Source organism: Cupriavidus sp. IK-TO18 (assembly GCF_015549295.1).
GTDB lineage: Bacteria > Pseudomonadota > Gammaproteobacteria > Burkholderiales > Burkholderiaceae > Cupriavidus > Cupriavidus oxalaticus_A.
The window spans coordinates 142,323-169,092 of the sequence record NZ_JADGMP010000016.1 but is presented as its reverse complement, the minus strand read 5'-3'; the positions used below and the strand labels follow the sequence as shown (position 1 = coordinate 169,092).

The following is a 26,770-nucleotide window of genomic DNA, read 5'->3' as shown; positions in this document are numbered from 1 at the left end:
AGCACGCGACGCCGTCTCTCGGCGATCGAACGACCGCTTGCAGAGTAGAGCTGCCACGTGAATGGCTCGATGACGCATCGGACAAGTGTCCCTTCATGGCCGGCAAGCGACCGCAGGCCGGCCAAGTCTCGTAACTACACTTCGGTCTGCTCAGCCATCTCGAGCGCGTCGTCCACTTCGATGCCAAGGTAGCGTACTGTGCTTTCCAGCTTGGTATGTCCAAGAAGCAGTTGAACAGCTCGCAGATTCCTCGTACGCCGGTAGATCAGAGCTGCTTTGGTGCGCCGGATGGAATGTGTTCCGTAAGCTGAATCGTCAAGACCAATGGAGGCGACCCAGCGATGAACGATCCTCGCATACTGTCGCGTTGACAGGTGCGGTGATGCGTGCAAACGACTCGGAAAGAGATAGTCGCCCAACTTGAGTCCACGAGCATGAATCCAACACTGAACGCTTTGGTGAGTTTGCTCGGTGATCTCGAACTGCACTGGCCGCTGAGTCTTCTGCTGCATAACCGTTGCCCGGGCGCCAACCTGGCTGCCAATGCGGATGTCCTGCACGCGCAGGCGGGTCAGGTCGCACGCTCGGAGCTTGCTGTCAATGGCAAGGTTGAACATCGCCAGTTCGCGAACATTCATCGTAAGCTGAAGCCGAGTTCGGATTGCCCATATTTCGTTCAACTTCAGTGGAGGCTTCTGGCCCGTCAGCCTCCCTTTGTTCCATGGAACGTGACGCGTGTGGTCGAGAGAGGTGTCTTCCATGATGGTCTCCTTTCAGATGAAGGGGAAACCAGTCTGCGCCTCTGCCAGTGGTCGCTGATCGACTGAACTCGGACGTTCGACCATAAAAGCCCGAGGACGCTGCCACGGGCGGCCGCTATTGGCCTGGCACGGCCATCGCACTCTTTCAGTCGAATGAAAGCAGGTCGGCCTCCGCAGAAATGATCTCGTCGATAGCTTTGCGGAAAGAATCAGCGTGAAGACAACGCGTATGCGGGGGAAGTTTTCCCCCACATGCGGGTGACTGGGCAAATCCACTGTCGGTGGTCACTGAACCACGTAGCGTCCCGGGCGGTGGTTGGTCGCCAGTACGAAATTGAGCACGACTGCACTGAGAATGGATAGCGCGACTCGCGGCCATGGAACGGTCACCAGCGCGGCTGCGACGATCGCCGCATCCACTGCCATCTGTACATGACCGGCACGCCAGTTGAGACGCTCCTGAAGCACTAGCGCAAGGATGCCCACACCGCCGAGGCTTGCTCTGTGCCGGAACAGAATCAGGAATCCGTTTCCCAGCAGTGCACCTCCAAGTACTGCAGCGAGCCGCGGATCGAGGGTGGCGAAACTAAGCCAGCGTGGTAGCAGATCGCTTTCGACGGAAACCAGAAACACGGCAACAAACGTCCGGAACGTGAACGTCCTGCCCATATACTTCCATGCCAGCCAGTAGAAGGGCAGGTTGAGGACGAAAAAAGCCAGGCTGAACGGCAGGCCACCGATATAGTGGGCAAGCAATGCGAGACCAGCCGTGCCGCCGGACAGCAATCCGGACTGCTTGAACATTGCTAGCGCCAGCGCAACTAGCAATGTGCCTATCAACAATGCCTGCAAGTTCTCGAGGGCGGTGTGGCGGGGGCTTGCAGGCGTCATGGTGGGGGCCCTGGGGATCTGCCTGGGCAGGTGAGTCGGATTGCGTGGCGGACTACGACAGGTGAAGTGTAGCGATGCCGAACGAGATCTCGCATGATCACGGTCAAGTATCCCTGCCTGCTGAGGCGGCCGAATAGGCACTCGTCAGTCCGGCCTATCTCGTCTCTTTGATATGAAAGCGGGATATCTCGACCCGCTTGGGCCATTGACTGGCAGGTATGGAGGGCAGTGATGGCCGATTAACGTCATCCGATTCGGAAAGGTCGTTGGCCGTACCCGACCCACCTCCGCCGTTGGACAATGTCAGGTGGAACGTCCGAGTCGGCCGATTTTGCGACAGTCGAGTAGGCTGCTTCACCGACCGGTTTGGGGCCCGTCAGCGTCTCTGTGCATCCCAATGAGGCGGTCAGCTTCGACCGCGGCGGCAAGGCGCAATCCGGAATGTGGACGGTATGATTACCAGTAGTCATCGTTGCCCCGCAACAGCACCGGATTCACCACCCGGATGCTTCGAAACGCAATCTCGATCAACCCGCGCCTCTCTAGTTTCTTCAAAAGCTCGTTCAACGTTTGGCGCGACACGCCGACTATTGCAGCCAGGTCCACTTGGGACACCTTGACAGTGACAGGACCAAGTTGTCCATTGCCCGGGCTCTGTAGCTGCAGCAATTCCGCCAGCTTTGAACAAACACGCTCTTCCGGTGAAATCAGCTTTGAATCCGAGATGTGGCGCAGCATGCTGGCATAGCGCTGCGCAATGAACAGCGCGAGGTAGCGGTAGAAGATCGGATCTTCCATTGCGATTCGCTCGAATTGCGCCTTGGAAAGCAAGAATATCCGGACGTCCGTGTCAGCTATCACTGCCACGGTGGTCTTCGCATCGGTAATCAGTGCCAATGGGCCAAACCAGAAGCCGGGATCCCCTACGTGATAGAGGTTCTCCTCGCCGCCAACCAGCACGCGCGTAACGCGGACGTGGCCCTCCAGCACAGCGCCCATCGCCTTAGGCGTACTTCCCTGCGCGGAAATCACCGCCCTCTTGGTGAAGGTGCGCACTGTCCCGCGGGAAATGAGCTTGTCCTGCAAGGCTGTGGGCAAATTCGCAAACCACGCATTGCTTACAAGGATGCGTCGGAGTTCTTGATCAGTGAAGTCACCAGGGGCGGGCATGGACAAGAAACGAGATGAGTTGTCGCCTGGGCGACAAGTGGCAGGGCCCTTCAAATGTAGCATGCCCTCCAGTCTGGCCATGCTGGCCGGAACGCTTGACAACAGCAAGGAGACGAGTCGTGAAACAGCATTCTGGTTCGAGATCGGTCAATTCGGCCGCATGCCATCAAGTCCGCCGCCGAATCGCCATGGCACTGGCGTTTGCCGCTGCCTGCGGCGCAGTTGGCACGGTAGCCGCGCAATCGCGGCCGTCGAGGTCTGACGGGGCTGCGGTCGCGGATGTTGCCAAAAATGTGGCTCCCGGCCCGCGCAGTTGCTTCTGGTCGCGTGGCCCGGTCAGTGCCGATCCGTACATTAATATCGCATACCCTGATGCCGCCACGTTTTACTGGAGCGCGACGTTCTCAATTCCCGAGGGCGCCAGGCTTTCCATTGAAGGCAACTTTCCGCACTCGCGGTATATGTCGCTGATCAGCTATGACGGCGCCGGCGTTCCTGTCGAATCGGTTGCCGACTATCTGATCAGGCCCGCAGCGGGTGCGGTGAATCCCTTCCTGCCCGGGGCAAATCGCAATGCTGAAGCACGAGGCTATTCGCTGACGGTAGTTGACGCAGCGCCTCCGGCCGACCAGCCTGTGGGCATGAACCTGCTCGGGCAGCAGCGCACAACATTGCACGCCCCGAAGTACGGATCCGGTCAACAGCACCTCCTCTATCGCATCTATGCGCGAGACAAGCAAATGGACGAGACTGGAGGCGTCGGACTGCCCATTCCCGTGCTGACACTCGCGGACGGCCGGGTGCTGAGGGGTGATGCGGCGTGTCCTGTCTTGCGCGCCCAGCAGCCGATGCAGATCGATCCGGCAGCGCTCGCGGTCCCGAGGGAGAAATACCGCGAACTTGTTGCCATCGCCCGGGAGGTAGGCAGGGAGAAGAATCAGCCTGCGTATCCGGCAACCAACCCGCCCACCTGGTATATCCAGTACGACCGAGAGTATCTCTACAGCCTGTACACCGGGAAACCGCTGGCCAGCCCAAAGAAGAGTACTGGCGGCTTCTATCCGAACCTCGACAACCAGTACATCCGCACCATCGTCAACCGCAAGCTGGGCAAGGTGTTCGTCATTCGCGGCAAGGCGCCAACCACGCCGCGCACCGCCAACGGGGATGCGGTGATGGGCACGGGCGAACTCAGGTACTGGTCCATGTGCTCGAACCAGGGCTTTGCCAATACACGGGTAAATGGCTGCGTCTATGATGAGCAGGTGCCGGTTGGTCCGGATGGCTTCTACACTATCGTAGTGAGCCGCAAGGAAGACCGTCCGAGCAATGCAATCGCACAATGCGGCATTGCCTGGCTGCCAATGGCAGATGACGGGGATGGCGCTGGCGACGCCGATGTCTCGGTGGTGCAACTGCGGCACATGCTTGGGACGACGGACTTTCCCCATGCGGTACAGGCCATCTCAAAGCCGGGCGATGAGCGCCAGGTGATGGGCGACTATTACCCGGCAGGCCGCTACATGTCGACGTCAGCCTTCGAGACCGCGGTGCCATGCATGCAGGGCAGGCATTGATTCGCCGCAGCGCCGGCGAACTTCTCTCGGAGCGGTCGGCCGCTGGCGACATCGCAGAGCCACCGCTCCACTTTGGTACCCGACGGGTCGGGACCTCCCCCCATCGAAGGCTGGGCCAGCAGGCGCGGAGCGAGCTGCCCCAGCTTTTCGCAGTTCGCTCGCTCCGCGCCAACTGGTTGCCTCGAATAGGCCTGCAACGGCGGCCGCCCGAGTGGTCACAATGGAAAATGCATGAAGGGCCGCTCCTGGCCCGACTACGGCCAACGCCTTCCCTCGGTCGAACGGCAGCAAATCGGCCTCCTCAGTCATCCGACGGTGCGTCCTTGAATGACTCAGACTGGCCGACAAGAGCCGGTCGGTAAAGAGCGCGGCTCGCTGCCGCAGACGCAACATGACAAAAAACGTCCCCGCCGCTCGGAGACAGCGGGGACAAAAGAGCATCTCTAATCGCGGTAGGAATGCCCATTACTGAGCACCCCCCGCACAGATCCGTACGAGCCCAATTCGGGCATACGGCTCCTACCTTGGGTGTTTGACGTCAAAGCGCCGGTCGGGCCATGGATGAAGGATTCGAGGCTGTGGGAGCCAGGCATCCGCTATCCGCTCGACCCGCGTCCACGTCATGTGATCCTTTTGGCTGCGGCGCCGGAGCGCACGCCGCCAGAGGTCGACAACGTGGTAGCGGAAAGCGCCGAGCGCTCGCCAGTTCGTCGGTACTGCGTGGTACGCGAAGTATCCGCGCACCACCTGCCTGAGCCAGTTTCCTTGCGCGGGTATCGGTTCGTGCATGCGCCGCCGCAGGTCCGCTTTGATCTGCCTGAGCTTCGCCCGCATGCGATCACCTCGGGTCTTCCTCTGCAACTGGAAGGCACCACGACGCGATCGTCCGCAGATAAAGATGAAGCCCAGGAAGGCGAAGGTCTCCGGCCGGCCAAGACCCCGGCTCTGGCGCTTAGCCGCGGCGTTGCGACCAAATTCCAGTAGGCTCGTCTTGTCCGGGTGAAGCACCAGCGAGAACTCCTCCAGCCTTTTTCGCATCGCGTCCCAGAAGCGCCGCGCGTCAGCTTCGTGCTCGAAACCAACAACATCATCCGCGTACCGCAGGATAATGACGTTGCCTTTAGCTTCTCGCCGTCGCCACTGGTTGGCCCAGAGATCAAACACGTAGTGCAGATACACTCTTCCGCTGCCTTGCAGCTTGACGTACACGTTCCAATCCCTGTGGCACGCTTACCCGGTTCTGTGCCCGGCACGTGTTGGACTGACCCGTGTTCCCCTTGGTCCCCGCGCTTCGCTCCACCCACTCCGCAGCCGGTCTCCCGGCGTTGTTCGCAGGCTTCTTCGCTATTACGGCGGAGTCTGACTTCTCCCGTCCGTTCATCATCGGCTACGGCTCCTCGCCTTCCCGATGCGGACCAGCCCATGCTGCGACTGGCCAGACGAGAGATCTCCCGGTTCCCGCGCAAAGAGCGTCCGTACGTGCCAGGTTCTTCGACCACGCCGGGCCGTCGGGGCGCTCGCGCTCGCGCACCCCTCCATGTTGCCTTCCGCGTTCTGAACCGCGTCGGCACCCGGAATTACACAACTATCGCGGCTCAATGGCTGGCCCGTACGTTCCCCTACCGACGCTTCGCCGACCACCTCACGGTAGCCTGCGCACGGCTCGGGGCCGATGTGGTTCGCTATTCCTTCATCGTAGTGGACTTTCACCACCTACTCCTTGCCGGTCTCCCGGCGCACTCAGAAATTATGGCGGATGCCGACAGCGGCGCCGAACATCGAACTCTGTCCCGTGCCGAGGAAGTATCCGTTGATAAAGCTGATTGCGGACGTGTCGAAGTTCAGGCCTGCATTCTTCGAATATGCTGTCGTCAGATAGACGTCAGTCCGCTTGGAAAGACGGTAGTCGGCAATGAATGAGAGCTGCCATGGGTTCTTCATACTTCTATCGCCAAACTTCTTGATGTCGTCGTAGTAGTAGCCCAGGGTCAACTCAATTCCCTGAGTGAGGTTGTAGTTGGCACCCGCCCAGTAGAAGTCATCACGCAAAACCGTTGAGCCATCGGCACCCCTGCTCTGACCCCAACGGTAGCCAGCCATCAGCTTGGCGCGCCCATCGAAGCTGTAGCTCGCAGCGAAGGCGGCTTTCTTAAAGCTACCAGTGTCGCCCGCCGTGGTCAGCGTAGGGTTGTACTGGTTGTATCCCACGGTTGCGGAAAAGGGGCCAGAATCGTACGTCAATGCGGCGCCATAGCCGGTGTCGCGACGAAACTGGCCCGGGACTTCACCATTGCCGAGGACCCCGTTGCCAAACGACCAGTTGGCGCTTGCAGTCAGGGGACCGAATACCCCGGTGTACTTCAATGTGTTGTCAGAGCGGAAGTCCATGCCAATCTGTGCCACGATCGGTTCATACTGCGTTGAGAAGGCTGTCGGCGAGAAGTTCGCCAGCGCGTCGAACCAGCTTATGTACTGGCGACCAAAGGTGAAGGTACCAATCCCCTTGTCATCGAAGCCGACAAATGCCTGGCGGCCAAACAGGCGCCCCCCTTGCTGCATCATGCCATTGTCCAGGCCGAAGCCGCCTTCCAGCACAAAGATTGCGTTCAGGCCGCCACCAAGCTCTTCGGTTCCCCGCATGCCAAAGCGCGAGCCCGACAAGCCACCCGAGTTCAGGCGGTAGACGCTCGTACCAGGACCCGTGCTGAATCCGTTTTCAGCGGACGGCGTCACGGTCGAGAAGTGATTGACATACTCGAGGTTTGCGTCGACCCCTCCATACAGCAACACACCGGATTGAGCCTGCGCTGCGCCACAGGCAAGCCACGCACCCAGCGTCAGCGCGGCACTGCGGCATTTGATCCCATACGTCGATTTCATTTTTGTCTCCCTTTCGTGGTCAAACCTTCTGGCATGAGGGGCGCCCCTATGGACGCGTTGATCCATTCGTCCCTTTTCGTGTCAAAAAGGGGCGGCCTTGACGGAACTACTACTAAGAGGGCAAGAGCCGCACGGGCCCGCGGTCGATGCACTACGCCGGAAGGTCCGTGCAAGCGGTATCACCGCGGCGGTGAGTGCCTGCCGACGCACCACAACAGCGTGCTGTCAGCGATCAGCCTGAGTGACCTCACGCGCTACGAGGGCGAGCAGACCCAGCCGGCCATGGGTGACCGGGCGATGCTTCCGCGGCGAATGGCTGGAGTCAGCCGAGGCCTGCCGATGCCCGTTGAGTTGTCATGACTTCCGTTGCGTCAGCCAACGTACAAGAAGCAGGACTAGCGCCGTCGCCGTAATCAGAACGGTCGCCACTGCGGTGATGGTCGGTGTGATCTCCAGCATCAGGTCGTTGTACATCTTCTTCGGTACGGTGTTAATCGTGCCCGCGAGAAAAACGCTCACGATGACCTCGTCAAAGCTGATGACGAAGGCAAAGATCCAGGCCGCTGCCAGATTGGGCGCCAGCGTCGGCAACACCACCCTTCGCATGGTCTGCGACCAGCTCGCCCCCAGGCTCCATGCCACCTGTTCCATGCGGATATCGAAGCCTCGGATCGACGTGTTGAGCACCATGACCACGAACGGAATAGCGAGCAGGGTGTGCGCGAGAACCAGGCCCGCGATCGTGCCGAGCAGATTCCAGCGCGCGTAGAAAAAATACAGCGCGATCGCGATAATGACGCCCGGCACGATCAGTGGCAGCATCAGATTGGCTTCGGCCATCGCGCGCCATCTTGGTTGCCCGCGACCCAGGCCATAGCTCGCCAGGCTACCGAGTATGACCGCCGCGCTGGCGGTCAGCGTCGCGATCAATGCGCTGTTGGAAAAAGCATCAATCCAGTCAGCATCCGACAATAGAACCTGAAACCATCGAAGGGACCATCCCGGTGGGGGAAAGGTGAGGGCGTTTGCTGAAGAAAATGACATGGGTAGCACGATGGCCACCGGAATCAACAGGAAGGCGAGGGTCAACAAGGCCCAGGCGCGGAGCCAAAGCGCAGACATTGTGTGTGGCGCGTTCATGATTTTGTCTCCGTCATTCGATTCAGGCGAAGGAAGACCGCAAAGACGCCGAGTGCAAACGCGAGCAACGCCGTTGATATTGCGGCCGCGAGCGCCCACTCCGACGTCTCATTGATCAGCGTGTCAAGAAGGTTGCCCAGAAGTGGCACCTTGCCCCCTCCGAGAATGGCCGGGGTGATATAGAAGCCAAGGCTCAACATAAACAACAATAGGACGCACACACCCAGCGCGGGCAATGACAAGGGGAAGAAGACGCGCCAGAAGATCTGCCGCCTGGATGCGCCTAGTGATGCCGCCGCCTGCAGCAGTCGATCATCGATCCGCAACATGGCAGTAAGGAGAGGCAACACCAGAAAAGGCAGCAGTACATTGGCCATGCCAATCGTGACGCCGACTTCTGAGTACAAAAGCGTCAACGGCTCACGGATCAAGCCCGTGGCCAATAGGGCCCGATTCACCAGGCCCGCGTTTCCCAGGACAACAATCCACGCATAGGTGCGCACCAGGATGCTCACCCAGAATGTCATCAACACCAGAGTCATGACCACAGCGCGGCGGCGCTCGTCGAGCCCGCGCATCCAGTACGCCAGTGGATATCCAAGAAGAACGCACACGACGGTAGCGATCAGGCTCACGCGCAAGGTGTCCACGAAAACACGAAGATATGCCTTCGTCGTCCACGCTTCTTTGAAGTAATGGAGGGTGAGACCAGTACCACCGTGCACCGACTTCGCCAGCAGGCCGCCCAATGAGTAATCAAAGACGATCAGGAAGAGGGCCAGCAGCGGCAGAGCGCGCCAGCCGTTTGCGTCGGGCATGATTCGATGCCAACGCGAGGAGTACATAGTAGTCATGGTGCGACCTTGGGGCGTTCAGGTGTTCAGGAGGAAGTTTGACCAGACCTTGTTCACTTCCGTCCCGTTCTTCTGCCACCATTGGGCGTTCTGTTTGAACTGGGCCTGCAGATTGGCCTTTGCGGTGGGGAAGGACTGGAACGCCTTGGCGCCCAGGAGGCCTTCCAGTTGCGGGCTGTTGCCACTCAGAGGCAACACCCTTGCCGCGACCATCTGATTTTTGGCAACGGTCACCTCATGTAGAAACTTCATGGCCAGGTCTTTGGTGGCGGCAGGCTGTCCGCGCGGTACGACAAGCCAGGCAATGTCGTACATGCCTTGATTGAAGGTTGAGCGAATTCCCGGCTCCCTTTCGATACCGGCCGACCAGGTCACTGCATACTGGACTTCGTTGTCCTTGAGCAGTTGCAGAGGTTGTGCTCCCGTTTTCCACCAGACCGAGACATGGCTCTTGATGCGTTCGAGCTTTCGCATGGCACGATCGACATCAAGAGGGAACAGGCTCGCCGGGTCCACTCCGTCTGCCAGCAAGGCAAATGGCAGTGTGTAATGCGGATAGGCAGACATACATCGCTTGCCCGGAAAGTGTTGGACATCGAAGAAATTCGCCCATGTCTTTGGCGCTGGGTTGCCATCGCGCCACGCCATGACTGTGGAGAAATACTGATAGCCCATGCCGTAGTCATCGCGGGCCTCAGGGAACATCGGGTCGGGATGAATTGCCGTCCAGTCCAGCTTCTCCAGCAAGTTGAGTTCGCGTGCTTGCGCCAGGGTTGACGAGCCAAGCTCGAACAGCGCCGCATTGATACGGCCGCTTTCCACCATCGCACGCAGCTTGCCCAGGGACGAGGGCGCCTCGCGAACCACCCGCACTCCGTACTTCTCGGTAAAGGGTGGAATGTAGGCGGCGGCGATGGATTCACCAGTGGTCCCGCCAGAGTCGATCAGGCGAATGCTCGTGGGTGCTGCCGCAAATACCTTGGGACAGGCTACCATCAGGGAGGCTGCGGGTGCGGACAGCAAGAAGTCGCGACGGTTCATGGAACGTTCTCCAGGGTTGGGATGTGTGTCGAGGCCGTTGGAAGCGGGAGGAGCCCGATGCGGCGGACGCTTCGTGATATCGCCGATTCAGGTGCAAGGCCAGGCGTCTTCGGCACGCCAGGAAGCGTGGACGCGCTCCCCGGGGGAAATGCTCGAGGCAGGGGCGGTGGCCGGGATATTGGCCACCATCTCGCCACCGCCGTCTAAAGTGATGTGCTGGCGTATGGATGGCCCCAGATAGACGGTGTGACGCACTTGGCCCGACACACCGAAGCCGTCTTGTTCCCGGTTAATCCTGAGCCGCTCAGGGCGCACGACGGCTTGCCCGCCATCGGGTGTTTCGACGAAATTCGCCATGCCGAGAAAGGTCGCGACGAATGGATTGGCTGGCCTCAGATAGGCCTCGTTCGGAGGCGCTACTTGTTGCAGTCGCCCTTTATCGATGATCGCGAGGCGGTCGGAAAGAGACAGCGCTTCCTCCTGGTCGTGTGTGACCAGAATCATGGTTACGCCCAGAGAACGCTGCAGCTCCTTCAATTCAACTTGCAGGCGTTCGCGCAATTGCCGGTCCAGCGCGCCCAGGGGCTCGTCCAGCAGCACGATCGATGGTCGAAATACCAGTGCACGCGCAAGCGCGACCCGCTGCTGCTGCCCGCCTGAAAGTTGCGAAGGCCGCCGGTCCCGGACTGCCGTGAGCTGAACTCTTTCCAGCATCTCGTTGACCTTCTCGGCGATCTCGTGTCGTGGGCGGCGCCTGATCGAGAGCGGAAAGGCTACGTTGTCGAAAACCGAGAGATTGGGAAAGAGCGCGTAGTTCTGAAACACCACGCCAATGCCTCGCTGCGCCGGCTCAAGGGTAGTGACGTCACGGTCGCCAATCAAGAGCCGGCCGCGACTGGGTGCCGCCATCCCCGCTATCAGGGATAGCAACGTCGTTTTTCCAGATCCGCTGGGACCCAGGATGGTGAAGAGCTCACCCGGCTTAACGTGCAGGTTGATCTCGTGCAGCACCGTCGTGCTGCCATAGGATTTGCCCAGGCCTTCCAGGGTGATCGAGTTTGAGCGCGGTGATGCCGCCCCACTGGAATCTACCTTCAGGGGAAGCATGTTCGGCTTCGAGTTTGCACGGATGATTCGGTCCCTCGTGGTTTCCATCGAGTTCAACCTTTCGTGGCAATGAGTCTGCATAGGCGGGCCGCGCCCGGGCCGAGACCCAGGCGGCAAAGTCCGCCAGGATTGTTCAACTGCTGGGGAGTGCGCGGTCTAATTCAGCCAAGCAGGCGCTGTTCCCACTCGCTGAGAGAGGTGTCGAGCCGATCCATCATGTCGTCGATCTCGTCGGGCTGAATGCACAAGGGGGGAGAGATCATAATTGGCAAACCGCGGCGTAGCGCCGCGCTGCGACGGGGGCCATACAAGGCCCCATAGATCGCCAGGCCGTTTTTGAGAGCATAGGCCTGGAAGAGTCGCTCCGCCCCTTTGTCGGCGTCGAAGTATTCCCGTCGCTCTTTCGACTCAACCAGTTCGATCGCCATGAACAGCCCCCAGCCGCGGACGTCAGCCACCGTGGGATGTTCCTTCAGCCTCTTGGTGTGCTCGAACAAGTGAGGGCTCATTGCAGTGGTTTGCTCGACCAGCTTGTCTTCCTTCAGGATCTGCAGTGTTGCCAATCCTGCCGCACAGGCCATGGGATGGCCTTGGTACGTGAAGCCGTGCAGGAAATATGCGCCGTCCTTGCGGAAAGGCTCATTCACCTTATCGCTCACCAGCACAGCGGCGAGCGGCAGATTTGAACCCGAGATGCCTTTGGCCAGTGTCATCAAATCCGGCTCGACATCGAAGTGTTCCATTGCGAACCACCGGCCCGTCCGGCCGAACCCTGTTACCACTTCATCCGCGATGAGGAGTACGTTGTGCTCGTCGCAGATGCGGCGGATTTCTCGCCAATAGCTTGCGGGGGGAACAAGACCGTAGTCCGCGCCAACGCCATGCGGCGTGGCAATGAAGGCGGCCACAGTATCAGGATTATTGAAGTACAGCACTCGCTCCAACTCCTGCGCACACTGCACGCCCCAGGCGTCGCGACCCATGCCCGGTGGCATGTGAACTTCGCTGTATTGGGCCATGTGAAGCCACGGTGACATGACTGGATCGAAGGTCTTTCTGTATCCAGGATTGCCTGCCAGCGACATGGTTGCCAGCGTCATGCCGTGATAGGACTCGAAGTAGCTCACCACCTTGTATTTTCCGGTGGCCCCGGTCAGTACGTGATACTGCCTGGCAAGCTTTAGCGCGGAATCGACCGCTTCGCTGCCGCCGCTGCAGAGATACACCGCGTTCAGTGATGGCGAGGCGATGGCCGCCAGAGCCTCGCAGAGCTCTGCGCGTCTGCGGTTGGCAAACGTGGGGTGGACATACGCATAACGATCGAACTGTTCACTCAGCGCCGCCTTCATCCGTGGGTCGCCGTGGCCAATGTTGACGGACATCGGGCCGCCAGACGCATCGATGTATCGCTTGCCCTCGGTGTCGTACAAATACACGCGTTCTGCGTAGGCGAGTTCCACATCGAACGGGTGATGCGAAAAGCAATGACGCCACGCCCCCTCGGGGGCCAGCATGCCGGGCAGATCATGGTCAAGAGGGCTGGCAGGTGAATGGGAAAGCATGCGGTCTCCTTCTGGGAATAGGGTGCGGTCGCAGGGCGTGAAGTCATGCCGCCTCATTGGGGCGGCACGCACAACGTTGCTGTTGTTGTCTGCTGACGGAGGAATGCTATAACGAGCGTTATACAATTACAATTGTCGCGACGTCAGGGATTACGCGTATGGGAACGGGTGTCGCTGGGGACGCGGTAACGCCTTCCCGGTTAGGTGCATGACCGGTTACATTAGTCGTTGCTGCGCAGCGTCTTCAGGTTGGGAGTGCACAATTGACTCCCTGGAACCGCAGGATGGGATTGCTAGGTGAAAGTTCGGCCAATGCTCGACCCCTGACCGTGCCACAAGATGACGTCTTCACTTTTTGCGCCATATTCCCGAGCCGATCGCGTCGTTCGGAAATTGGTAGTTCTCTTAAATTGCTAGCTCTCTTCCATGACACCAGCCAATAACTTGGAGACGCCAGATAGTCGTGATTCCGCGACCGCCAAAGCCGAGACCAATACGCGGAGGCGGCGACCCGGGCCAAAGGTCGGGGATCATGAAGCCAGGCGCGCGAGCTTTCTTGCAGCCGCAACCGCTGTGGTCGCGCGCGAGGGCTATGCCGGAGCTTCCTTGCGAAAGGTGGCGGAGGAGGCGGGCTGCACCACAGGTTCCTTGCTCCACTATTTCGAGAATAAGGAAGCGATGATCAAGGCTCTTGTTGAAAGCCACTTTGACAAGTTCGAATCCTTCATGGCGCCTGTCCATGACCCGACCGATATTAAGGCGACGTTCAAGCGCTTCGTGACCTGGACCAACGCCGAGGATCCGGGACAGTGGTGGCTCGTGCAATTTCAACTACTAGCCCAGGCGAAATGCGATCCGGCGCTCGCTGCCGTCTTTCAGCGGCGCAATTCCCAGTACCGTAGTAAGCGTGTGGCGCTACTGGAGAAAGGGCAGGAAGAAGGTCTAGTCCGCAGCGATGTCCCTGCAGAACTGCTCGCCGATCAACTTAGCGCGATGGGCGACGGCTGGATGATGATGCTTCCCATTGAGCCGGAACGATTCACGCCGAGCCGCATCGATGCTCTTCTGGACGCCGTCATCACAGTGATAAGCCCGCCTGGACCGCCCCCTGGGAAAACAGATCCTATGAAGCCGGCAGTTCGCACGCGCCGCCCAAAGAAGAAGGTCACCTAGCCGATTGAAACGTTGGTCTTAGCGATGCCGCGGAGTACCAAGCGCCGACTGACCTGGACTGCAGATGCCCAAGAGCGCGCAGCGGGCCGAGTAGAGGTGAGGGCCCGGGGCGCGGCCTTAATGTCTACTTCAACCGTTCCAAGTTGGGGATACGGCGGCTAGCGCCAAGTTGTTGAGAGAATCAAGGGCGCCTACCGACCCGTCTCTGCCACTGAGGCGGGTTTAGTTCCAGTGGCAGCTTTGCGATGGCCGACATGGGTTTCAATGAAGACGATTCCCACTCGACTGTGCAAATCAGTGAAGTTTTCCCGAACAATTGTCTCAAGGATGCCAAGTGGATGGCTTCGCGGTCTGCCCGCGGGAGCCGGAGATCAGATACGACATTTCGCGGCCCGCAGCCAGCATCAGTTCGGCGTATTCGCTCAGCTTGTCGCGGGTCAGGCGGCTGATCGGGCCAGAGATGCAAAGCGAGCCTGCTAGCGTCCAGTTAATGCCAAACACGGGAACTGCAATGCTGGAAACTTCTGGCTCGCGTTCCCCCATAGAGATGAAATAGCCGTCTTTGCGGATCGTTTCGTAGGGCTCGCCCATTTCACCGGCAAAGGCCCGCAAAACACGGCCGGGGGCGCCAATCAACGGCAGCCTTTCACCTACGCGCACGTGGTGTCGCACCGCGCCGGGCCCTTCCACACGCACCAGGCAGGCCCGCGTGTCGCCCTCCCTGACGTAAAACGCGGCACTCTCCCGAGTCTCGTACGAGATGCGTCGCAACACGGGTTCGACCGTTTCGCTAACGCGAAAGGCGGCCTGATAGCGTGCGCCGAGCCATCCCGCCGCAGCGCCGAGTCGCCATTGGCCATCGTCCCTTTGCACCAGATATTCGGACTGAGCGAGCGTCCTCGCGGTGCGCAAGACGGTTGATTTGCCCATGCCGACGCGACGGCTGAGTTCAGCGAGCGTTAGCGCAGTGTCGTCGGCCGAAAACGCTTCCAGGATCTGTAATGCCCGCGTTACTGCGATGATGGTGTCTTTATCGACACTTTCTTTGGCATCTTCCAAAGCGGGCGAAGTGTTCCGGTCCATGGCATGCGTTCCGTAGTAGACAACGCGATTGTACACCTCGCAACGACTCCCTATAGTTAGCGCATAGAACAAGGCTAAACCTGGAGACAACCTTGAAACGGACTACCCGCATTCTGGCCGCCTGCGCCATTTTCGGCCTACTGCCGCTGTCCGCAGTGGCCGAGACCTATCCCACCAAGCCTATTCGCCTGATTGTGCCGTTCCCGCCGGGCGGAGCGCCGGATGCTTTCTCGCGCGCCATCGGCAATCAGATGAGCCGCGACCTTAAGTGGACGGTAGTCATCGAAAACAAGCCCGGCGCCGGGGGCAATCTGGGCATTGAAGCCGCTGCGAAGGCGGCGCCAGACGGTTATACGCTGGTGTTCGGCCAGACCAGCAACCTGGCCATCAATCCCTCGCTGTACAAGAAACTCCCGTACGACCCGGGCAAGGACCTGGCTCCGATCGGGCTGATCGCCTCCGCGCCACTGGCGCTCGTGGTGGCGGACAACTCCCCATACCGCAACCTCGGCGAAGTGCTGGCAGCAGCCAGGGCAAAACCGGGCACCGTCACCTTTGGCACGCCAGGCAACGGCACCGTGGCTCATCTCGCCATGGAACTGTTGCAAAAGCAGGCCGGCGTAAAGCTGCAGCATATCCCTTACAAGGGCGCGTCGCAGGCGCTGACTGACGTGCTGAGCGGGCAGGTTGCCATCTATATCGGTTCCGTGCCGACCGTCATGGGGCAGATCAAGAACGGCAAGCTGCGCGGCCTGGCGGTGACCTCGACCCACCGCTCCGCCCAGCTTCCGTCGACGCCTACCGTCACGGAGGCCGGTGTGAAGCAGTTTGAAGCCGATACCTGGTTCGGCCTGCTCGCGCCCGCCGGCACGCCTGCGCCGATCCTGGAGAAGCTCAATGCCGAACTGAACCGGGCCCTGAAGACGCCTGACGTCAAAAACAAGATCGAAGCCGAAGGCGGTCGTGTCCTCGGCGGCAGCAGCACGGAATTCGCATCGTTGATGCAGAAAGACCTGGCCCGCTGGCGCGTGGTGGTCAAGGACTCCGGCGCCACCATCGACTGAGCGCCGACGCGCTTCCGTCACCAAGCACTTCCCAACTATTTCGCATCACTGCAGAACCTCCCGCCGTGGGTAACCAGGCGGGCGGTGGGATGCATTCGCACTTTTTCAGGAGCAACCATGTCCGCGCAACCGACCCTCCCTGATGTCATCCGTGATTTTGAACGAGTACCGGCCGAGATCGTCCGGCAGGCTTCGGAGTTCGCTTCATCCATTTTTGCTGACGTGGCCGGACGCCGCGGCGGCATGCACGGCCGCATTGCGCCGCTCAGCCCCACCAGCCGCTTCTGTGGCACTGCGCTGACGGTGGAAGTGCGACCGGGTGACAACCTGATGATCCATGCGGCCATGGCGCTGGCCCGCCCGGGCGACGTCATCGTGGTCGATGGCAAAGGCGACCGGAACAGCGCGCTGATGGGCATCATCATGGTCCAGCAGTGCATCGCGCTGGGCGTGACCGCCGTCGTGCTCGATGCCGCGTCGCGGGACGCCGATGAAATCCGGGATGCGGGCTTCCCGATGTATTCCGTTGGCACCAACCCCAATGGCCCGACCAAGTTCGTGCCGGGCCGGGTCAACCACCCGATCCAATGCGGTGGCGTCAGCGTATGCCCGGGCGACCTGGTGATCGGGGACGCCGACGGGGTCGTGGTCATCGAACGCGATAAGGCGGCTTCGCTGATCGCCGCCGCGGCCGAGAAAGTAGCCGGCGAGCGCAAGCGCATCGACGGAATCAAATCGGGCAAGGCATTGCGTCCGGCCTGGCTGGATGACGCGCTGCGCGCAGCGGGCGTGCTGAAGGCGGGAGAGGCACTGTGAGCGCCGCCAGCAAGCCTGTCATTGTGGTGACTGCGGCAAATCTCGCCCCGCAAGCCGTCGCCTTGCTATCCGATTACGAACTGATCTATGCCGGCAAGGCCGCCAGCGAAGAGGAAACGGCCGACCTGTGTCGCCGCCATGCACCGGTGGCGATCATCGTGCGCACCAGCAAGGTGGGTGCCATGGCGCTCGACGCGGCGCCGTCCATCCGCGTGTTGTCCAAGCACGGCAGCGGCATCGACAACATCGACCAAAAAGCCGCGCAGGCGCGTGGCGTGAAGGTGGTGGCGGCCGCCGGTGCCAATGCTGCGGCCGTGGCCGAGCAAGCCATGGCGCTGCTGCTTGCCTGTGCGAAATCCGTGGTGCACCTGGACCAGCGCACGCGCACGGGGCATTGGGACAAGGCGACGCACCAGAGCCTCGAATTGAAGGGGCGTACGCTTGGCCTCATCGGCCTGGGTGCGATCGGCCGCCGCTTTGCCCGCATGGCAACCGCCATGGACATGAACGTGCTGGGTTATGACCCCTTCGCTACAGAGGTACCCGACGATATCCGTGCGGTCAGCCTGGATACGATCTGGCGCGAGTCCGATGTCGTGTCGTTCCATTGCCCGCTTACCGCCGACAACAAGGGCTTGCTGGGTGCAGACGCATTGTCGGCTTGCAAGGACGGTGTCATCGTGGTTAATACCGCGCGTGGCGGCCTGATCGACGAGGCGGCACTGCTTGCGGCGGTGGAGAGCGGCAAGGTTGCAGCAGCCGGCCTGGATTCGCTGGCACAGGAGCCTCCTGCTCCGGACCATCCGTTCTTCCGTCATCAGAAGTTCGTGCTGAGCCCCCATATCGGCGGCGTGACCAGCGACGCCTACGTCAACATGGGCGTAGCGGCCGCGACGAACGCGCTGGCGGTGCTCGGCGGGCAACACTAAGGAGCGGGGCATGGCGTCAACTCAACTTCGCTGGAAGCGGCAGCCCGAAGGCAGTCATTGGGGCGAATTCGGCCCGGATGACCAACGCGGCCGGATGAACCTGGTCGACCGCGCTAAGGTGCTTCAGGGTGTGGCGGAAGTTCGCGAGGGCGTCACGTTCTGCCTGTCGCTGCCGCTCGACTATCCGGGCGGGCAAACGATGAACGTTCGCCGTCAGCCACCGCGCCGCTTTGCCGTGCTGCGCGACGGCAAGAGCGCCGGGCAGCAAGGCTTCTGCTGGTCATATCAGTCGGAAGACCCCGACCTGACCGATGTCGTCAACGACGACGTGGTGTTGATGAGCCTGCAGTACTCGACGCAATGGGACAGTCTTGCGCATGTCGGCAGCCATTTCGACGCGGATGGCGATGGCAAGGAAGAGCCGGTGTTCTATAACGGCTACCGGGGCGGCGAGGATGTCATCGCGGGCACTGAAATGCAGGCCACTGAACCGTGGGCGCGCTACGAGAATCCCGAAGCTCGCGCGCTGAGCATTGCGGTGCTGGCCGAGCATGGGGCGCAAGGGCGAGGCGTCATGATTGACCTCGAGCACCACATCGGCCGCAAGCGCAACGCCGTCGGTTATGACGCGCTGATGCGCATACTCGAGGCCGACAAGATAGCGGTCGAACCAGGCGACATGGTGTGCCTGCATACCGGCTTCGCGGACACGCTGCTGTCGATGAACAAGATGCCCGACCTGCGCGTGCTGCATGAAACCGGGACCGGGCTGGACGGACACGACAAGAAGCTGCTCAACTGGATCACCGACGTGCGGCTCGCCTGCCTGCTGGCAGACAACCCGGCCGTAGAGCTTGTCGTGCCCAAGCCGTTGACGCCATCGCCGATCCGTGGGCCCCGGCTGCCGCTGCACGAGCATTGCCTGTTCAAGAATGGCATTCATCTGGGCGAACTGTGGCACCTGACGCCGTTGGCGCGGTGGCTGCGGGCACATCGGCGCAGCCGCTTCCTGTTGACCGCACCGCCCCTGCGCTTGCCCGGCGCGGTCGGATCCCCGGCAACTCCCATCGCTACCGTTTGATTTTTCATCACATAAGAATCTGGAGTAGAGACATGTTCAAGCCCATCACTGCCCGGCTGCTTTCGCTCGCATTGCTTGGCCTCGGCATTTCGCCGAACGCCTCCCACGCCGCACCTGCAGCCTATCCGGACCGGCCCATCCGGCTGGTTGTGCCCTATCCCGCGGGCGGTGCCGCCGACACGGTTGCGCGCACTCTTGCCGCGCCGCTTGGCGCCAAGCTAGGCCAGACCATCGTGGTCGACAACCGTCCCGGTGCAAGCGGCGTGATTGGCGCGGGCGCGGTGGCAAAGGCCGCGCCCGATGGTTACACGCTGCTGCTCGATGCCACCGCGCATTCGGTCAATCCAAGCTTGCAGGCGCGCTTGCCATACGACACCGTTAAGGACTTCGCCCCCATCTCGCTGGTGGTGCTGGTGCCGAACCTGCTAGTGGTGCCGCCCAATTCTCCATTCACGTCGCCGAAGGACATTGTTAATGCCGCTAAGGCGAAGCCGGGCAAGCTGACCTATGCTTCAGCGGGGCCGGGCACGGCACAGCACCTGGCAGCGGAGTTGTTCCGGCAGCAGTCGGGACTGAATCTGCTGCACGTTCCCTATAAGGGCGGCGCGCCTGCGCTAAGCGACCTGATGGGTGGCCAGGTCGACATGATGTTCAGCAATATGGCGGCGTCATACCCGTTAGTCGCGGGCAAGAAGCTCAAGGTGCTGGCCACGACGGGAACGAAGCGGTCTGCCGCGTTGCCGGACACGCCCACGATTGCCGAATCCGGCTTGCCGGGCTATCAGGTCTACGAATGGAACGGGCTCTTTGCCCCGGCCGGTACGCCACAGGCGATTGTCGACCGGCTCAGCGCGCTGACGCGCGAAGTGCTCAACTCTCCAGAGGTTTCTAAGCGGCTCGCCGCCATCGGCGCCGAACCGGCCGGCTCGCGGCCCGAGGACTTCCGCAAGTTCGTCGAGGGCGAGACCGCGAAATGGGCCAAGGTCATCAAGCAAGGCAGCATCCGGGCCGAATAACGATACTCAGCACCAAGGCCCATGATGTCTATCGGCAATACGAGCAGCACTTATGCGCAGCTTGATTTCATGGATCTATCCGAAGTGGCAATCAAGGCGGAGATTGTGAAGGAAGGTGCCTGGCACATCCGATCAGGCGGCATCGTGTTGCAGGACGCCGCCGACATTCTTGGTGTGCGTTGACAGGTGCGGTGAGGCGTGTAAACGACTCGGAAAGAGATAGTCGCCCAGCTTGAGTCCACGAGCATGAATCCAACACTGAACGCTTTGGCGAGTTTGTTCCGTGATCTCGAACTGCACTGGCCACTGAGTTTTCTGCTGCATGACTGTTGCCCGGGCGCCAACCTGGCTGCCAATGCAGATGTCCTGCACGCGCAGACGGGTCAGGTCGCACGCTCGGAGCTTGCTGTCGATGGCAAGGTTGAACATCGCCAATTCGCGAACATTCGTCGTAAGCTGAAGCCGAGTTCGTATCGCCCATATCTCATTCAACTTCAGTGGAGGCTTCTGGCCCGTCAGCCTCCCTTTGTTCCATGGGACGTGACGCGTTTGGTCGAGAGGGGTGTTTTCCACGACGGTCTCCTTTCAAATGAAGGGAAACCAGTCTGCGCTTCCGCCAGTGGTCGCTGATCGACCCTTCTGAGCCACTGGATCGGCTTATTTGAATGACTGAAATGCTACCTGGAACGGTCATCAGCCGCTCCCGTCGAGAATACTTATTTCTGCCCTCACGCGGCATCTGCGTGTACGAGCCGCGGAGTATTTCAACGATGTTCTCGCATGGCGATCGCGACGATGCCCCCCGAAATGAACGTGACGACGGCGATTGCCAGAATGGCATAGGCAAAGCCAAAGCGATCAGCAATGAGGCCCGCCGAGAGTGCGCCAATTGCGTAACCGAGGTCTCGCCAGAACCGATACACGCTCAGGGATCGAGCCCGCCAGCTCGGCTCCGAAGCGTCCGATACTGACGCAATCAGGGTTGGGTAGACCATTGCAGTGCCTATTCCGAGCAGGACGCTCGCAAACAACCACCATTCAAACTGTGCGGTGAACGCTGTCAGAAAGAGGCCGGCTGCCTGGACCCACATGCCGAGGACGATGAGGCCCTTGCGACCCCACCTATCGCTCAATGGGCCGGTGACTACCTGACAAACTCCCCATACGATCGGATAAACGGCCTTGAGAATCCCTATCCGTTCGACACTGAGTCCGAGTCCCGTGAAAAACAGCGGGAAAATACCCCAGCTCATGCCATCGTTGAGGTTATTGATCAGCCCGGCCTGCGACGCTGCGAACAGGTTGCGGTCCTTGATGGAGGTCAGCAGAAACACATCGCGGAAAGAGAGAGATGATGCTTCCGTAGATCTGCCAGCAGCTTCCAGACGAACAAACTCGCGTGTATCACGCACCACGAGGATCGACAGAATTAGCCCGGCTGCCGCATAAAAGATGCCGAGGTAGATTGGAATCGGCCGAAGACCGTACCGGCTCGCCAGATAGCCAGTGAGAAACGCGGTTAGGCCCACCGCGAAATAGCCAGCAAACTCGTTAAGACCCACCGCCAGACCTCGCCCTTTCGGGCCGATCAGGTCTACCTTCATGATCACGGTCATGGACCATGCAAAGCCCTGGCTGGCGCCAAGCAGGACATTGGCAGCGATCACCCATTCCCAGTGCGGTGCGCCAATGATCATGAAAGGCACTGGCAGCGCAAGCAGCCATCCGACGACTAACACACGCTTGCGGCCCCACGTGTCCGCGAGCTGTCCCGAAACAAGGTTGGCGAGGGCCTTGATCACCCCGAAGCTGATGATGAAGGAGGTAATGAGCGTCGTGGACTCGATGTGGAATTCTTCTCCTCAACGACGCCGCTGTCATGCTCGCCACGATCAGGGTCTCGCTATCGTCGAGACACCGGCGTGGCAGGCCCGCCTTGCGCATCATCGCCAAGGGGTCGAGTCCAGCCGACTGCGCCAGATCGGCGAAGCCCGTCAGGCTGGCACTCCGAATGAGGTGGGGCTGGTCGGTGGACATTTTCCAAAGTTTTTTGACCCGTTACATCTAATCAATTCTACGCGACAACGGATCAATTCTGTCGAGGCGGCGACCCGCATCATAGCTACCAGCGCGCACGGCCTGCCTTCGCAGACACCGGAGCCTACCAAGGAGAACACCATGCACTTCCTCGACGGGGCCCTGCTGCCCGAAAATCAGGAAAAACTTGTCATCACCGCCGCGCCTTATGGCCCGCAATGGGAGCCGGGCGACTTTCCCTCCGACATCCCGGTCACGATCGAGGAACAGGTGCAGAAGGCGGTGGACTGCTACAACGCCGGCGCCACCGTGCTCCATTTCCATGCCCGCGAGGACGATGGTTCTGGCTGCAAGAACCTCGACCGCTTCAACGAGTTGCTGTCGCGCCTGAAGCAGGCGGTGCCCGACATGATCATCCAGGTCGGCGGCTCGATCTCGTTCGCACCGGTCGAGGAGGGCGCGCCCGCCGAGTGGCTGAGTGACGAGACGCGTCACATGCTGGCGCGCCTGAAGCCGACGCCCGAGCAGGTCACGGTGGCAGTCAACACCGGCCAGATGAACACGGTTGAGATCATGACCGCTGAGGACTGCGCGGGCACCTCGTTCGAGCGCAAGGCGGTCTATGACGCCTACGAAGAGATGATCGTTCCGGCCGGGCCGGCCTGGTTGCGCGAACACCTCGCCCAACTGGCGGCCAACGGCATCCAGCCGCACTTCCAGATCACCATGAAGTCGGGCCTGGTCACCCTCGAGCGCCTGATCCGGCGTGGCCTCTACAAGGGGCCGCTCAATGTGAACTGGGTCGCCCTTAGCGGCGGCTTCGACAACCCGGACCCCTACAGCATGATGGAGTTCATTCGCCTTCTCCCCGATGGGTCGACGCTCACACTGGAATCGCTGATGCGCGCCACCCTGCCGGTCAACACCATGGCGATCGCCATGGGCCTGCACGTGCGCTGCGGCATCGAGGACACGATCTGGGGCCCCACCGGCGAGCCGATGTCCAGCGTGAAGCAGATCGAGCAACTGGTGCGCATCTCGCACGAACTGGGACGGGGCGTGGCGTCGGCCCAGGAGGCGCGCGCCATCTTCAAGATCGGCACGCAGTACCAGACGACCGAGCAGACGCTCGCCGAGTTGCGTTATCCCACCGCTCGCCGTCCGGTCAGGCCGGCGCTGGCCGAACGCAAGGTGGCGCGATAAGCGACGCACGACGGTCCGCAGCGCCGACACTGCTGCCGGTTCCCGGTCTGCGCCACGAGGCACCGGGCCACTGGCCAGCCTGCAGCGAACGCACTGGTCGGCGAGCTGGCGCTGCACGCGTCGATGCCTGGAGTTAGATCGTCCGCAGTTCACCGCGTCGTGTGAAAAAAACCGAGGAGATATCCATGAATGCTAGCCTTGCGTCTTGTCGTTTCGCGCTCGGCGCGTTGTTGCTGGCCTGCTCATCGCTGGCCCAGGCCTGGCCCGAGCGGGCCATCAAGATCATCGTCCCCGCGCCTGCCGGCGGAAACATGGACGCACCGGCTCGCCTCTTTGCCAGCTATTTGTCCAAGGAAGTTGGCCAACCTGTCATCGTTGAAAACAAGGCGGGCGCCGGAGGCTCAATCGGCGTGCAGGCGATGCTGAACGCGCCTGCCGACGGCCATGTCATCCTGTACACCAGCTCGAACGTGCTCACCGAAATACCGCACGTCATGAAGCCCCCCTATGACCCGATGAGGGACGTGCGGCCGGTGGCGGCGCTCACCCAGTACCGTTACGTGCTGGTCGTTGCGCAGGACTACCCCGCAAATGACCTGGCCGGCATGGCGCGGCAACTCAAGGCTGCGCCGGACAAGAGCAGCTTTGCTTCCCCGAGTCCCGGCACGATCGCGCAGCGCGGTGGTGAGATGCTCAATCTCAAACTCGGCGTGAACATGCAGCACGTGCCATATTCGGGTACTCCGCCCGCGCTGCTCGCGGTGATGTCCAATCAGGTCACGATGGCTCTGGACAGCGTCGTGACCTCGGGACCGCATCTGCAGAGCGGCAAAATCAAAGCGCTGGCCATCGCGGGCACCACCCGCTATCCCGGCATGCCGCAGGTTCCGACCTTCGCTGAACAGGGTTTTCAGGAGTTCAATGATTTCAGCAGCTGGCAGGGCATCGCGGTATCTCCCAAGGTGCCAACAGCCGTTGTCGAAAAGCTCTACGCCGTCACGCGCCGCATCGCGGGTCTGGCGCCGTTCCGCGACCAGGTCGCCAAGCTGAGATTCGAGCCAATCATGCCCGAATCGCCGCAGCAATTCGCGCAGCGCCTGCAGTCGGACTACGACCACTTCGACGCGCTGAACCGCAAGTTGACCCTGAAGCAGTAAGACCTGACAAAACCTTGATGGAAATGATCCAGCGATGAAAGCAGCCATGATTATTCCGGGCCCGCAAGGCGGCCACCTGGAAATCCGCGAGATTCCCCGCCCGACGCCGGGTCCCGGCCAAGTGGTGGTGCAGGTGATGGCCTCGGGCCTGAACCGGGGCGAACTGATCCGGGTAGGGGAAGCGAAGAACGGCGGCCCGATACTGGCCGGCATCGAGTTCGCCGGCATGGTCAGCGAGGTCGGACCCGATGTGCACAGCGTGCGTGAAGGCGACCGCGTCACCGGCCACGGCTGGGGCGGCCAGTCCGAGTATGTGCTGGCCGAGGCGCGCGCGCTGATCCCGATCCCGGCCACGCTGTCCTGGGTCGAGGCGGCCGCATTCCCCAACGTGTTCATCAGCGCGCACGACGCGCTCGTCACCAACGGCGAGTTCCATTCCGGCCAATCCGTGCTGGTAAATGCCGCCACCGGCGGCATGGGACTGGCCGCCGTCCAACTCGCCGCCCAACTCGGCGCCAGCCAGGTCATCGCCACCTCGCGTTCGGCGGCCAAGCTGGCGCGGCTGCGTGAATACGGCGCGACCCACACCATCGATGCCTCGCAGTCGGACACCGTGCAGGCCGTGAAGGACGCCACCGACGGCCGCGGCGTGGACGTGATCATCGACTCGCTGGGCGGCGCGGTGTTCGACACCAACCTGAAATGCCTGGCCGTGCGCGGCCGGCTAGTCATCATCGCGCGGATGAGCGGCGTCGATACCGCCCAGGTCGACATCAAGCATATGTGGGTCAATCGGCTGAAGCTTGTCGGGACCACCTTCCGCACCCGTACCGAGGAAGAACGGCTCGCCTTGATCGAAGCGTGCGCGCGTGATGTGCTGCCGCTGCTGCGCGAGAATCGCCTCAAGATGCCGGTCGACCGCCTGTTCGCACTCGACGACATCGCACAGGCCCACGCCTACATGGCAACCAACCAGCACTTCGGAAAAATCGTCCTGGCCGTCCACAAGAGTGTGATGGCGGCCGCCGCGCCAATCACCATGTCGCAGACTGCGACGAAGGAGCTTGCATGACCATAAGGATCACACCACTCACCGGCTCGATCGGTGCCTCGGTCGAAGGCGTTTCGCTCTCGGAGCCCTTGACCGACGAACGGTTCGAGCAACTGAGCAAGGCATTCCTGCAGCACTGCGTGCTGGTGTTCCGCGAGCAGCCGCTCAAGCCCGCGGCTCAGCTGGATTTCATCCGTCACTGGGGCGAGCCGGTCGTTCCGGCCTTGCTGTCCAAGCTGCGGCTCGATGAGTATCCCGAAGTGGTCCAGATCCGAACGGCGCCGAAGGAGCTGATTTCGACCGAGGCCTGGCACTACGATGCGCCGCACACGCCCGTGCCGCCCAAGATCACCATGCTCAGCGCGCAGGTGGTGCCGGTGGGTGGCGACACGATGTGGTGCAACCAATATCTCGCCTACGATAGGCTGACTCCCGTCATGCAACGCATGCTGCAAGGCTTGCGCGTCCATTTCCGCGCAGTGCGGCTGGCCCGCTCCCAAGGCGTGTGCGAGTCGGATGTGCCCTCCGCCGTGCATCCGATGGTGCGCACGCATCCGGAGACCGGCCGCAAGGCGCTCTACATCGGGCATCCGGACAATGTGCTGGGCATTGAGGGCATGACGGAGGCCGAAGCCCGGCCCTTGCTGAACTTCCTATATGAGCACAGCACGCAGCCGGACAACATCTACCGCCACATGTGGCGCGTCGGCGATGCGCTGATGTGGGATAACCGGTGCACCATGCACTATGCGGTCCACGACTACGGCAACCACGAGCGCCTTTTGAACCGGGTCACCCTAAAGGGCGAAGTGCCCGCTTGAAAAGTAATGCCGTTCAGTTAAGTCCTTTCTGAGGTACCGGACGGTGTAGAGCTTAGGCAGGGCTTTGACCACACGGGGGCAAATACGCCCCCGTCGTTTTTGTACGATCGCCAACTGAAATTTGGCGCGCATGCGCTGCCGGCAGCTTGCCTGGGGCCATGCCGGCTGCCCAGATCAGTTCACCCTGTATCAGGCGCAGAGCTCGTTTTGATTTCCCAACGGCGGCGGTAGGACGGAAGGATATCGGTGGGCTTGAAGCGTCGACGGTCCGTCAATGACCGTCAACAGGATGCGATCTGAGTCCTTGTCTCGAATCGCACGAGCTGTTTAGCTCTTTGGCAAGGCCGGATTCTTGG

At 61.1% G+C, this 26,770-nt stretch carries 23 protein-coding genes and 2 pseudogenes; 12 read left to right on the top strand and 13 right to left on the bottom strand.

What is annotated here, in order from left to right; genetic code table 11:
* Positions 1–134: 134 nt before the first annotated feature.
* From IPF36_RS15025 to IPF36_RS15015, 3 genes are all read right to left on the bottom strand, one after another.
* Positions 135–761 (bottom strand): tyrosine-type recombinase/integrase, encoded by a 627-nt coding sequence (locus tag IPF36_RS15025; protein WP_133094936.1) that lies wholly within the window; start codon positions 759–761, stop codon positions 135–137.
* Between the two features lie 285 nt (positions 762–1,046).
* Positions 1,047–1,652, bottom strand: a complete 606-nt coding sequence (locus IPF36_RS15020; RefSeq protein ID WP_195428504.1) for a YitT family protein — start codon at positions 1,650–1,652, stop codon at positions 1,047–1,049.
* A gap of 456 nt (positions 1,653–2,108) precedes the next feature.
* The gene (locus IPF36_RS15015) at positions 2,109–2,738 is read right to left on the bottom strand and encodes a Crp/Fnr family transcriptional regulator (RefSeq protein WP_255519774.1); all 630 of its coding nucleotides are present in this window, start codon (positions 2,736–2,738) and stop codon (positions 2,109–2,111) included.
* Between the two features lie 203 nt (positions 2,739–2,941).
* On the opposite strand from IPF36_RS15015, the gene IPF36_RS15010 reads away from it, so the two are divergent.
* Positions 2,942–4,399 (top strand): hypothetical protein, encoded by a 1,458-nt coding sequence (locus tag IPF36_RS15010; RefSeq protein WP_368671151.1) that lies wholly within the window; start codon positions 2,942–2,944, stop codon positions 4,397–4,399.
* A gap of 519 nt (positions 4,400–4,918) precedes the next feature.
* On the opposite strand, the gene IPF36_RS15005 is transcribed toward IPF36_RS15010, so the two are convergent.
* From IPF36_RS15005 to IPF36_RS14975, 7 genes are all read right to left on the bottom strand, one after another.
* Complete coding sequence (locus tag IPF36_RS15005) at positions 4,919–5,608, bottom strand: hypothetical protein (RefSeq protein WP_368671150.1); 690 nt, start codon at positions 5,606–5,608, stop codon at positions 4,919–4,921.
* A 531-nt stretch (positions 5,609–6,139) separates the two neighbouring features.
* Entirely contained in the window at positions 6,140–7,279 is a 1,140-nt protein-coding gene (locus tag IPF36_RS15000; RefSeq protein WP_133094939.1) for a porin, read from the bottom strand.
* 354 nt (positions 7,280–7,633) lie between these two features.
* Entirely contained in the window at positions 7,634–8,419 is a 786-nt protein-coding gene (locus IPF36_RS14995) for an ABC transporter permease (RefSeq protein WP_133094940.1), read from the bottom strand.
* Entirely contained in the window at positions 8,416–9,237 is an 822-nt protein-coding gene (locus IPF36_RS14990; protein ID WP_165971480.1) for an ABC transporter permease, read from the bottom strand. Before IPF36_RS14990 ends, IPF36_RS14995 begins: the two co-directional genes overlap by 4 nt.
* Positions 9,238–9,291: 54 nt before the next feature.
* A complete protein-coding gene (locus IPF36_RS14985) occupies positions 9,292–10,314 on the bottom strand; it encodes an extracellular solute-binding protein (protein ID WP_195428503.1) in 1,023 nt (340 codons plus the stop codon).
* A gap of 87 nt (positions 10,315–10,401) precedes the next feature.
* Positions 10,402–11,421: an ABC transporter ATP-binding protein gene (locus IPF36_RS14980; protein WP_133094943.1), complete on the bottom strand. Its 1,020-nt coding sequence runs from the start codon at positions 11,419–11,421 to the stop codon at positions 10,402–10,404.
* Positions 11,422–11,582: 161 nt separating this feature from the next.
* Positions 11,583–12,983, bottom strand: coding sequence for an aspartate aminotransferase family protein (locus tag IPF36_RS14975; RefSeq protein WP_195428501.1), 1,401 nt, complete (start codon positions 12,981–12,983; stop codon positions 11,583–11,585).
* 426 nt (positions 12,984–13,409) lie between these two features.
* Between IPF36_RS14975 and IPF36_RS14970 the strand changes: the two genes are divergently transcribed.
* Positions 13,410–14,156, top strand: a complete 747-nt coding sequence (locus IPF36_RS14970; protein WP_133094945.1) for a TetR/AcrR family transcriptional regulator — start codon at positions 13,410–13,412, stop codon at positions 14,154–14,156.
* A 321-nt stretch (positions 14,157–14,477) separates the two neighbouring features.
* Here the strand turns inward: IPF36_RS14970 and IPF36_RS14965 are convergent, their stop codons facing one another.
* Positions 14,478–15,239: an IclR family transcriptional regulator gene (locus IPF36_RS14965; RefSeq protein WP_133094946.1), complete on the bottom strand. Its 762-nt coding sequence runs from the start codon at positions 15,237–15,239 to the stop codon at positions 14,478–14,480.
* A 155-nt stretch (positions 15,240–15,394) separates the two neighbouring features.
* On the opposite strand from IPF36_RS14965, the gene IPF36_RS14960 reads away from it, so the two are divergent.
* The 6 genes from IPF36_RS14960 to IPF36_RS14935 all read left to right on the top strand — a co-directional run bounded on the left by IPF36_RS14960 (position 15,395) and on the right by IPF36_RS14935 (position 20,328).
* Positions 15,395–16,303: a tripartite tricarboxylate transporter substrate binding protein gene (locus IPF36_RS14960; protein ID WP_243736877.1), complete on the top strand. Its 909-nt coding sequence runs from the start codon at positions 15,395–15,397 to the stop codon at positions 16,301–16,303.
* A 117-nt stretch (positions 16,304–16,420) separates the two neighbouring features.
* On the top strand, positions 16,421–17,119 hold the full coding sequence (locus tag IPF36_RS14955) for an RraA family protein (RefSeq protein WP_135706523.1): 699 nt from the start codon (positions 16,421–16,423) through the stop codon (positions 17,117–17,119).
* Positions 17,116–18,048 carry an NAD(P)-dependent oxidoreductase gene (locus IPF36_RS14950; protein ID WP_133094948.1) on the top strand — a complete coding sequence of 311 codons (933 nt, stop codon included), beginning with the start codon at positions 17,116–17,118 and terminating at the stop codon, positions 18,046–18,048. The genes IPF36_RS14955 and IPF36_RS14950 overlap by 4 nt, the downstream gene beginning before the upstream one ends.
* Positions 18,049–18,058: 10 nt before the next feature.
* Positions 18,059–19,129, top strand: a complete 1,071-nt coding sequence (locus IPF36_RS14945; protein WP_018008385.1) for a cyclase family protein — start codon at positions 18,059–18,061, stop codon at positions 19,127–19,129.
* Positions 19,130–19,161: 32 nt separating this feature from the next.
* On the top strand, positions 19,162–20,145 hold the full coding sequence (locus IPF36_RS14940) for a tripartite tricarboxylate transporter substrate binding protein (protein ID WP_133094964.1): 984 nt from the start codon (positions 19,162–19,164) through the stop codon (positions 20,143–20,145).
* Between the two features lie 21 nt (positions 20,146–20,166).
* Positions 20,167–20,328 carry a hypothetical protein gene (locus tag IPF36_RS14935; protein ID WP_165971479.1) on the top strand — a complete coding sequence of 54 codons (162 nt, stop codon included), beginning with the start codon at positions 20,167–20,169 and terminating at the stop codon, positions 20,326–20,328.
* On the opposite strand, the pseudogene IPF36_RS34660 reads toward IPF36_RS14935, so the two are convergent.
* Both IPF36_RS34660 and IPF36_RS14925 read right to left on the bottom strand, forming a co-directional pair.
* Positions 20,323–20,718: pseudogene (locus IPF36_RS34660) on the bottom strand (integrase); the annotation flags it as partial. The gene IPF36_RS14935 and the pseudogene IPF36_RS34660 overlap by 6 nt on opposite strands.
* A gap of 191 nt (positions 20,719–20,909) precedes the next feature.
* Positions 20,910–21,998 (bottom strand): annotated as a pseudogene (locus tag IPF36_RS14925) (MFS transporter); the annotation flags it as partial.
* A gap of 325 nt (positions 21,999–22,323) precedes the next feature.
* Here IPF36_RS14925 and IPF36_RS14920 point away from each other — a divergent pair.
* From IPF36_RS14920 to IPF36_RS14905, 4 genes are all read left to right on the top strand, one after another.
* A complete protein-coding gene (locus tag IPF36_RS14920; RefSeq protein ID WP_133094956.1) occupies positions 22,324–23,385 on the top strand; it encodes a 3-keto-5-aminohexanoate cleavage protein in 1,062 nt (353 codons plus the stop codon).
* 185 nt (positions 23,386–23,570) lie between these two features.
* A complete protein-coding gene (locus IPF36_RS14915) occupies positions 23,571–24,542 on the top strand; it encodes a tripartite tricarboxylate transporter substrate binding protein (RefSeq protein ID WP_133094957.1) in 972 nt (323 codons plus the stop codon).
* A gap of 46 nt (positions 24,543–24,588) precedes the next feature.
* Positions 24,589–25,614 carry a zinc-binding dehydrogenase gene (locus IPF36_RS14910; protein WP_331251594.1) on the top strand — a complete coding sequence of 342 codons (1,026 nt, stop codon included), beginning with the start codon at positions 24,589–24,591 and terminating at the stop codon, positions 25,612–25,614.
* Positions 25,611–26,414 carry a TauD/TfdA family dioxygenase gene (locus IPF36_RS14905; protein ID WP_133094958.1) on the top strand — a complete coding sequence of 268 codons (804 nt, stop codon included), beginning with the start codon at positions 25,611–25,613 and terminating at the stop codon, positions 26,412–26,414. Before IPF36_RS14910 ends, IPF36_RS14905 begins: the two co-directional genes overlap by 4 nt.
* Positions 26,415–26,770: the final 356 nt, after the last annotated feature.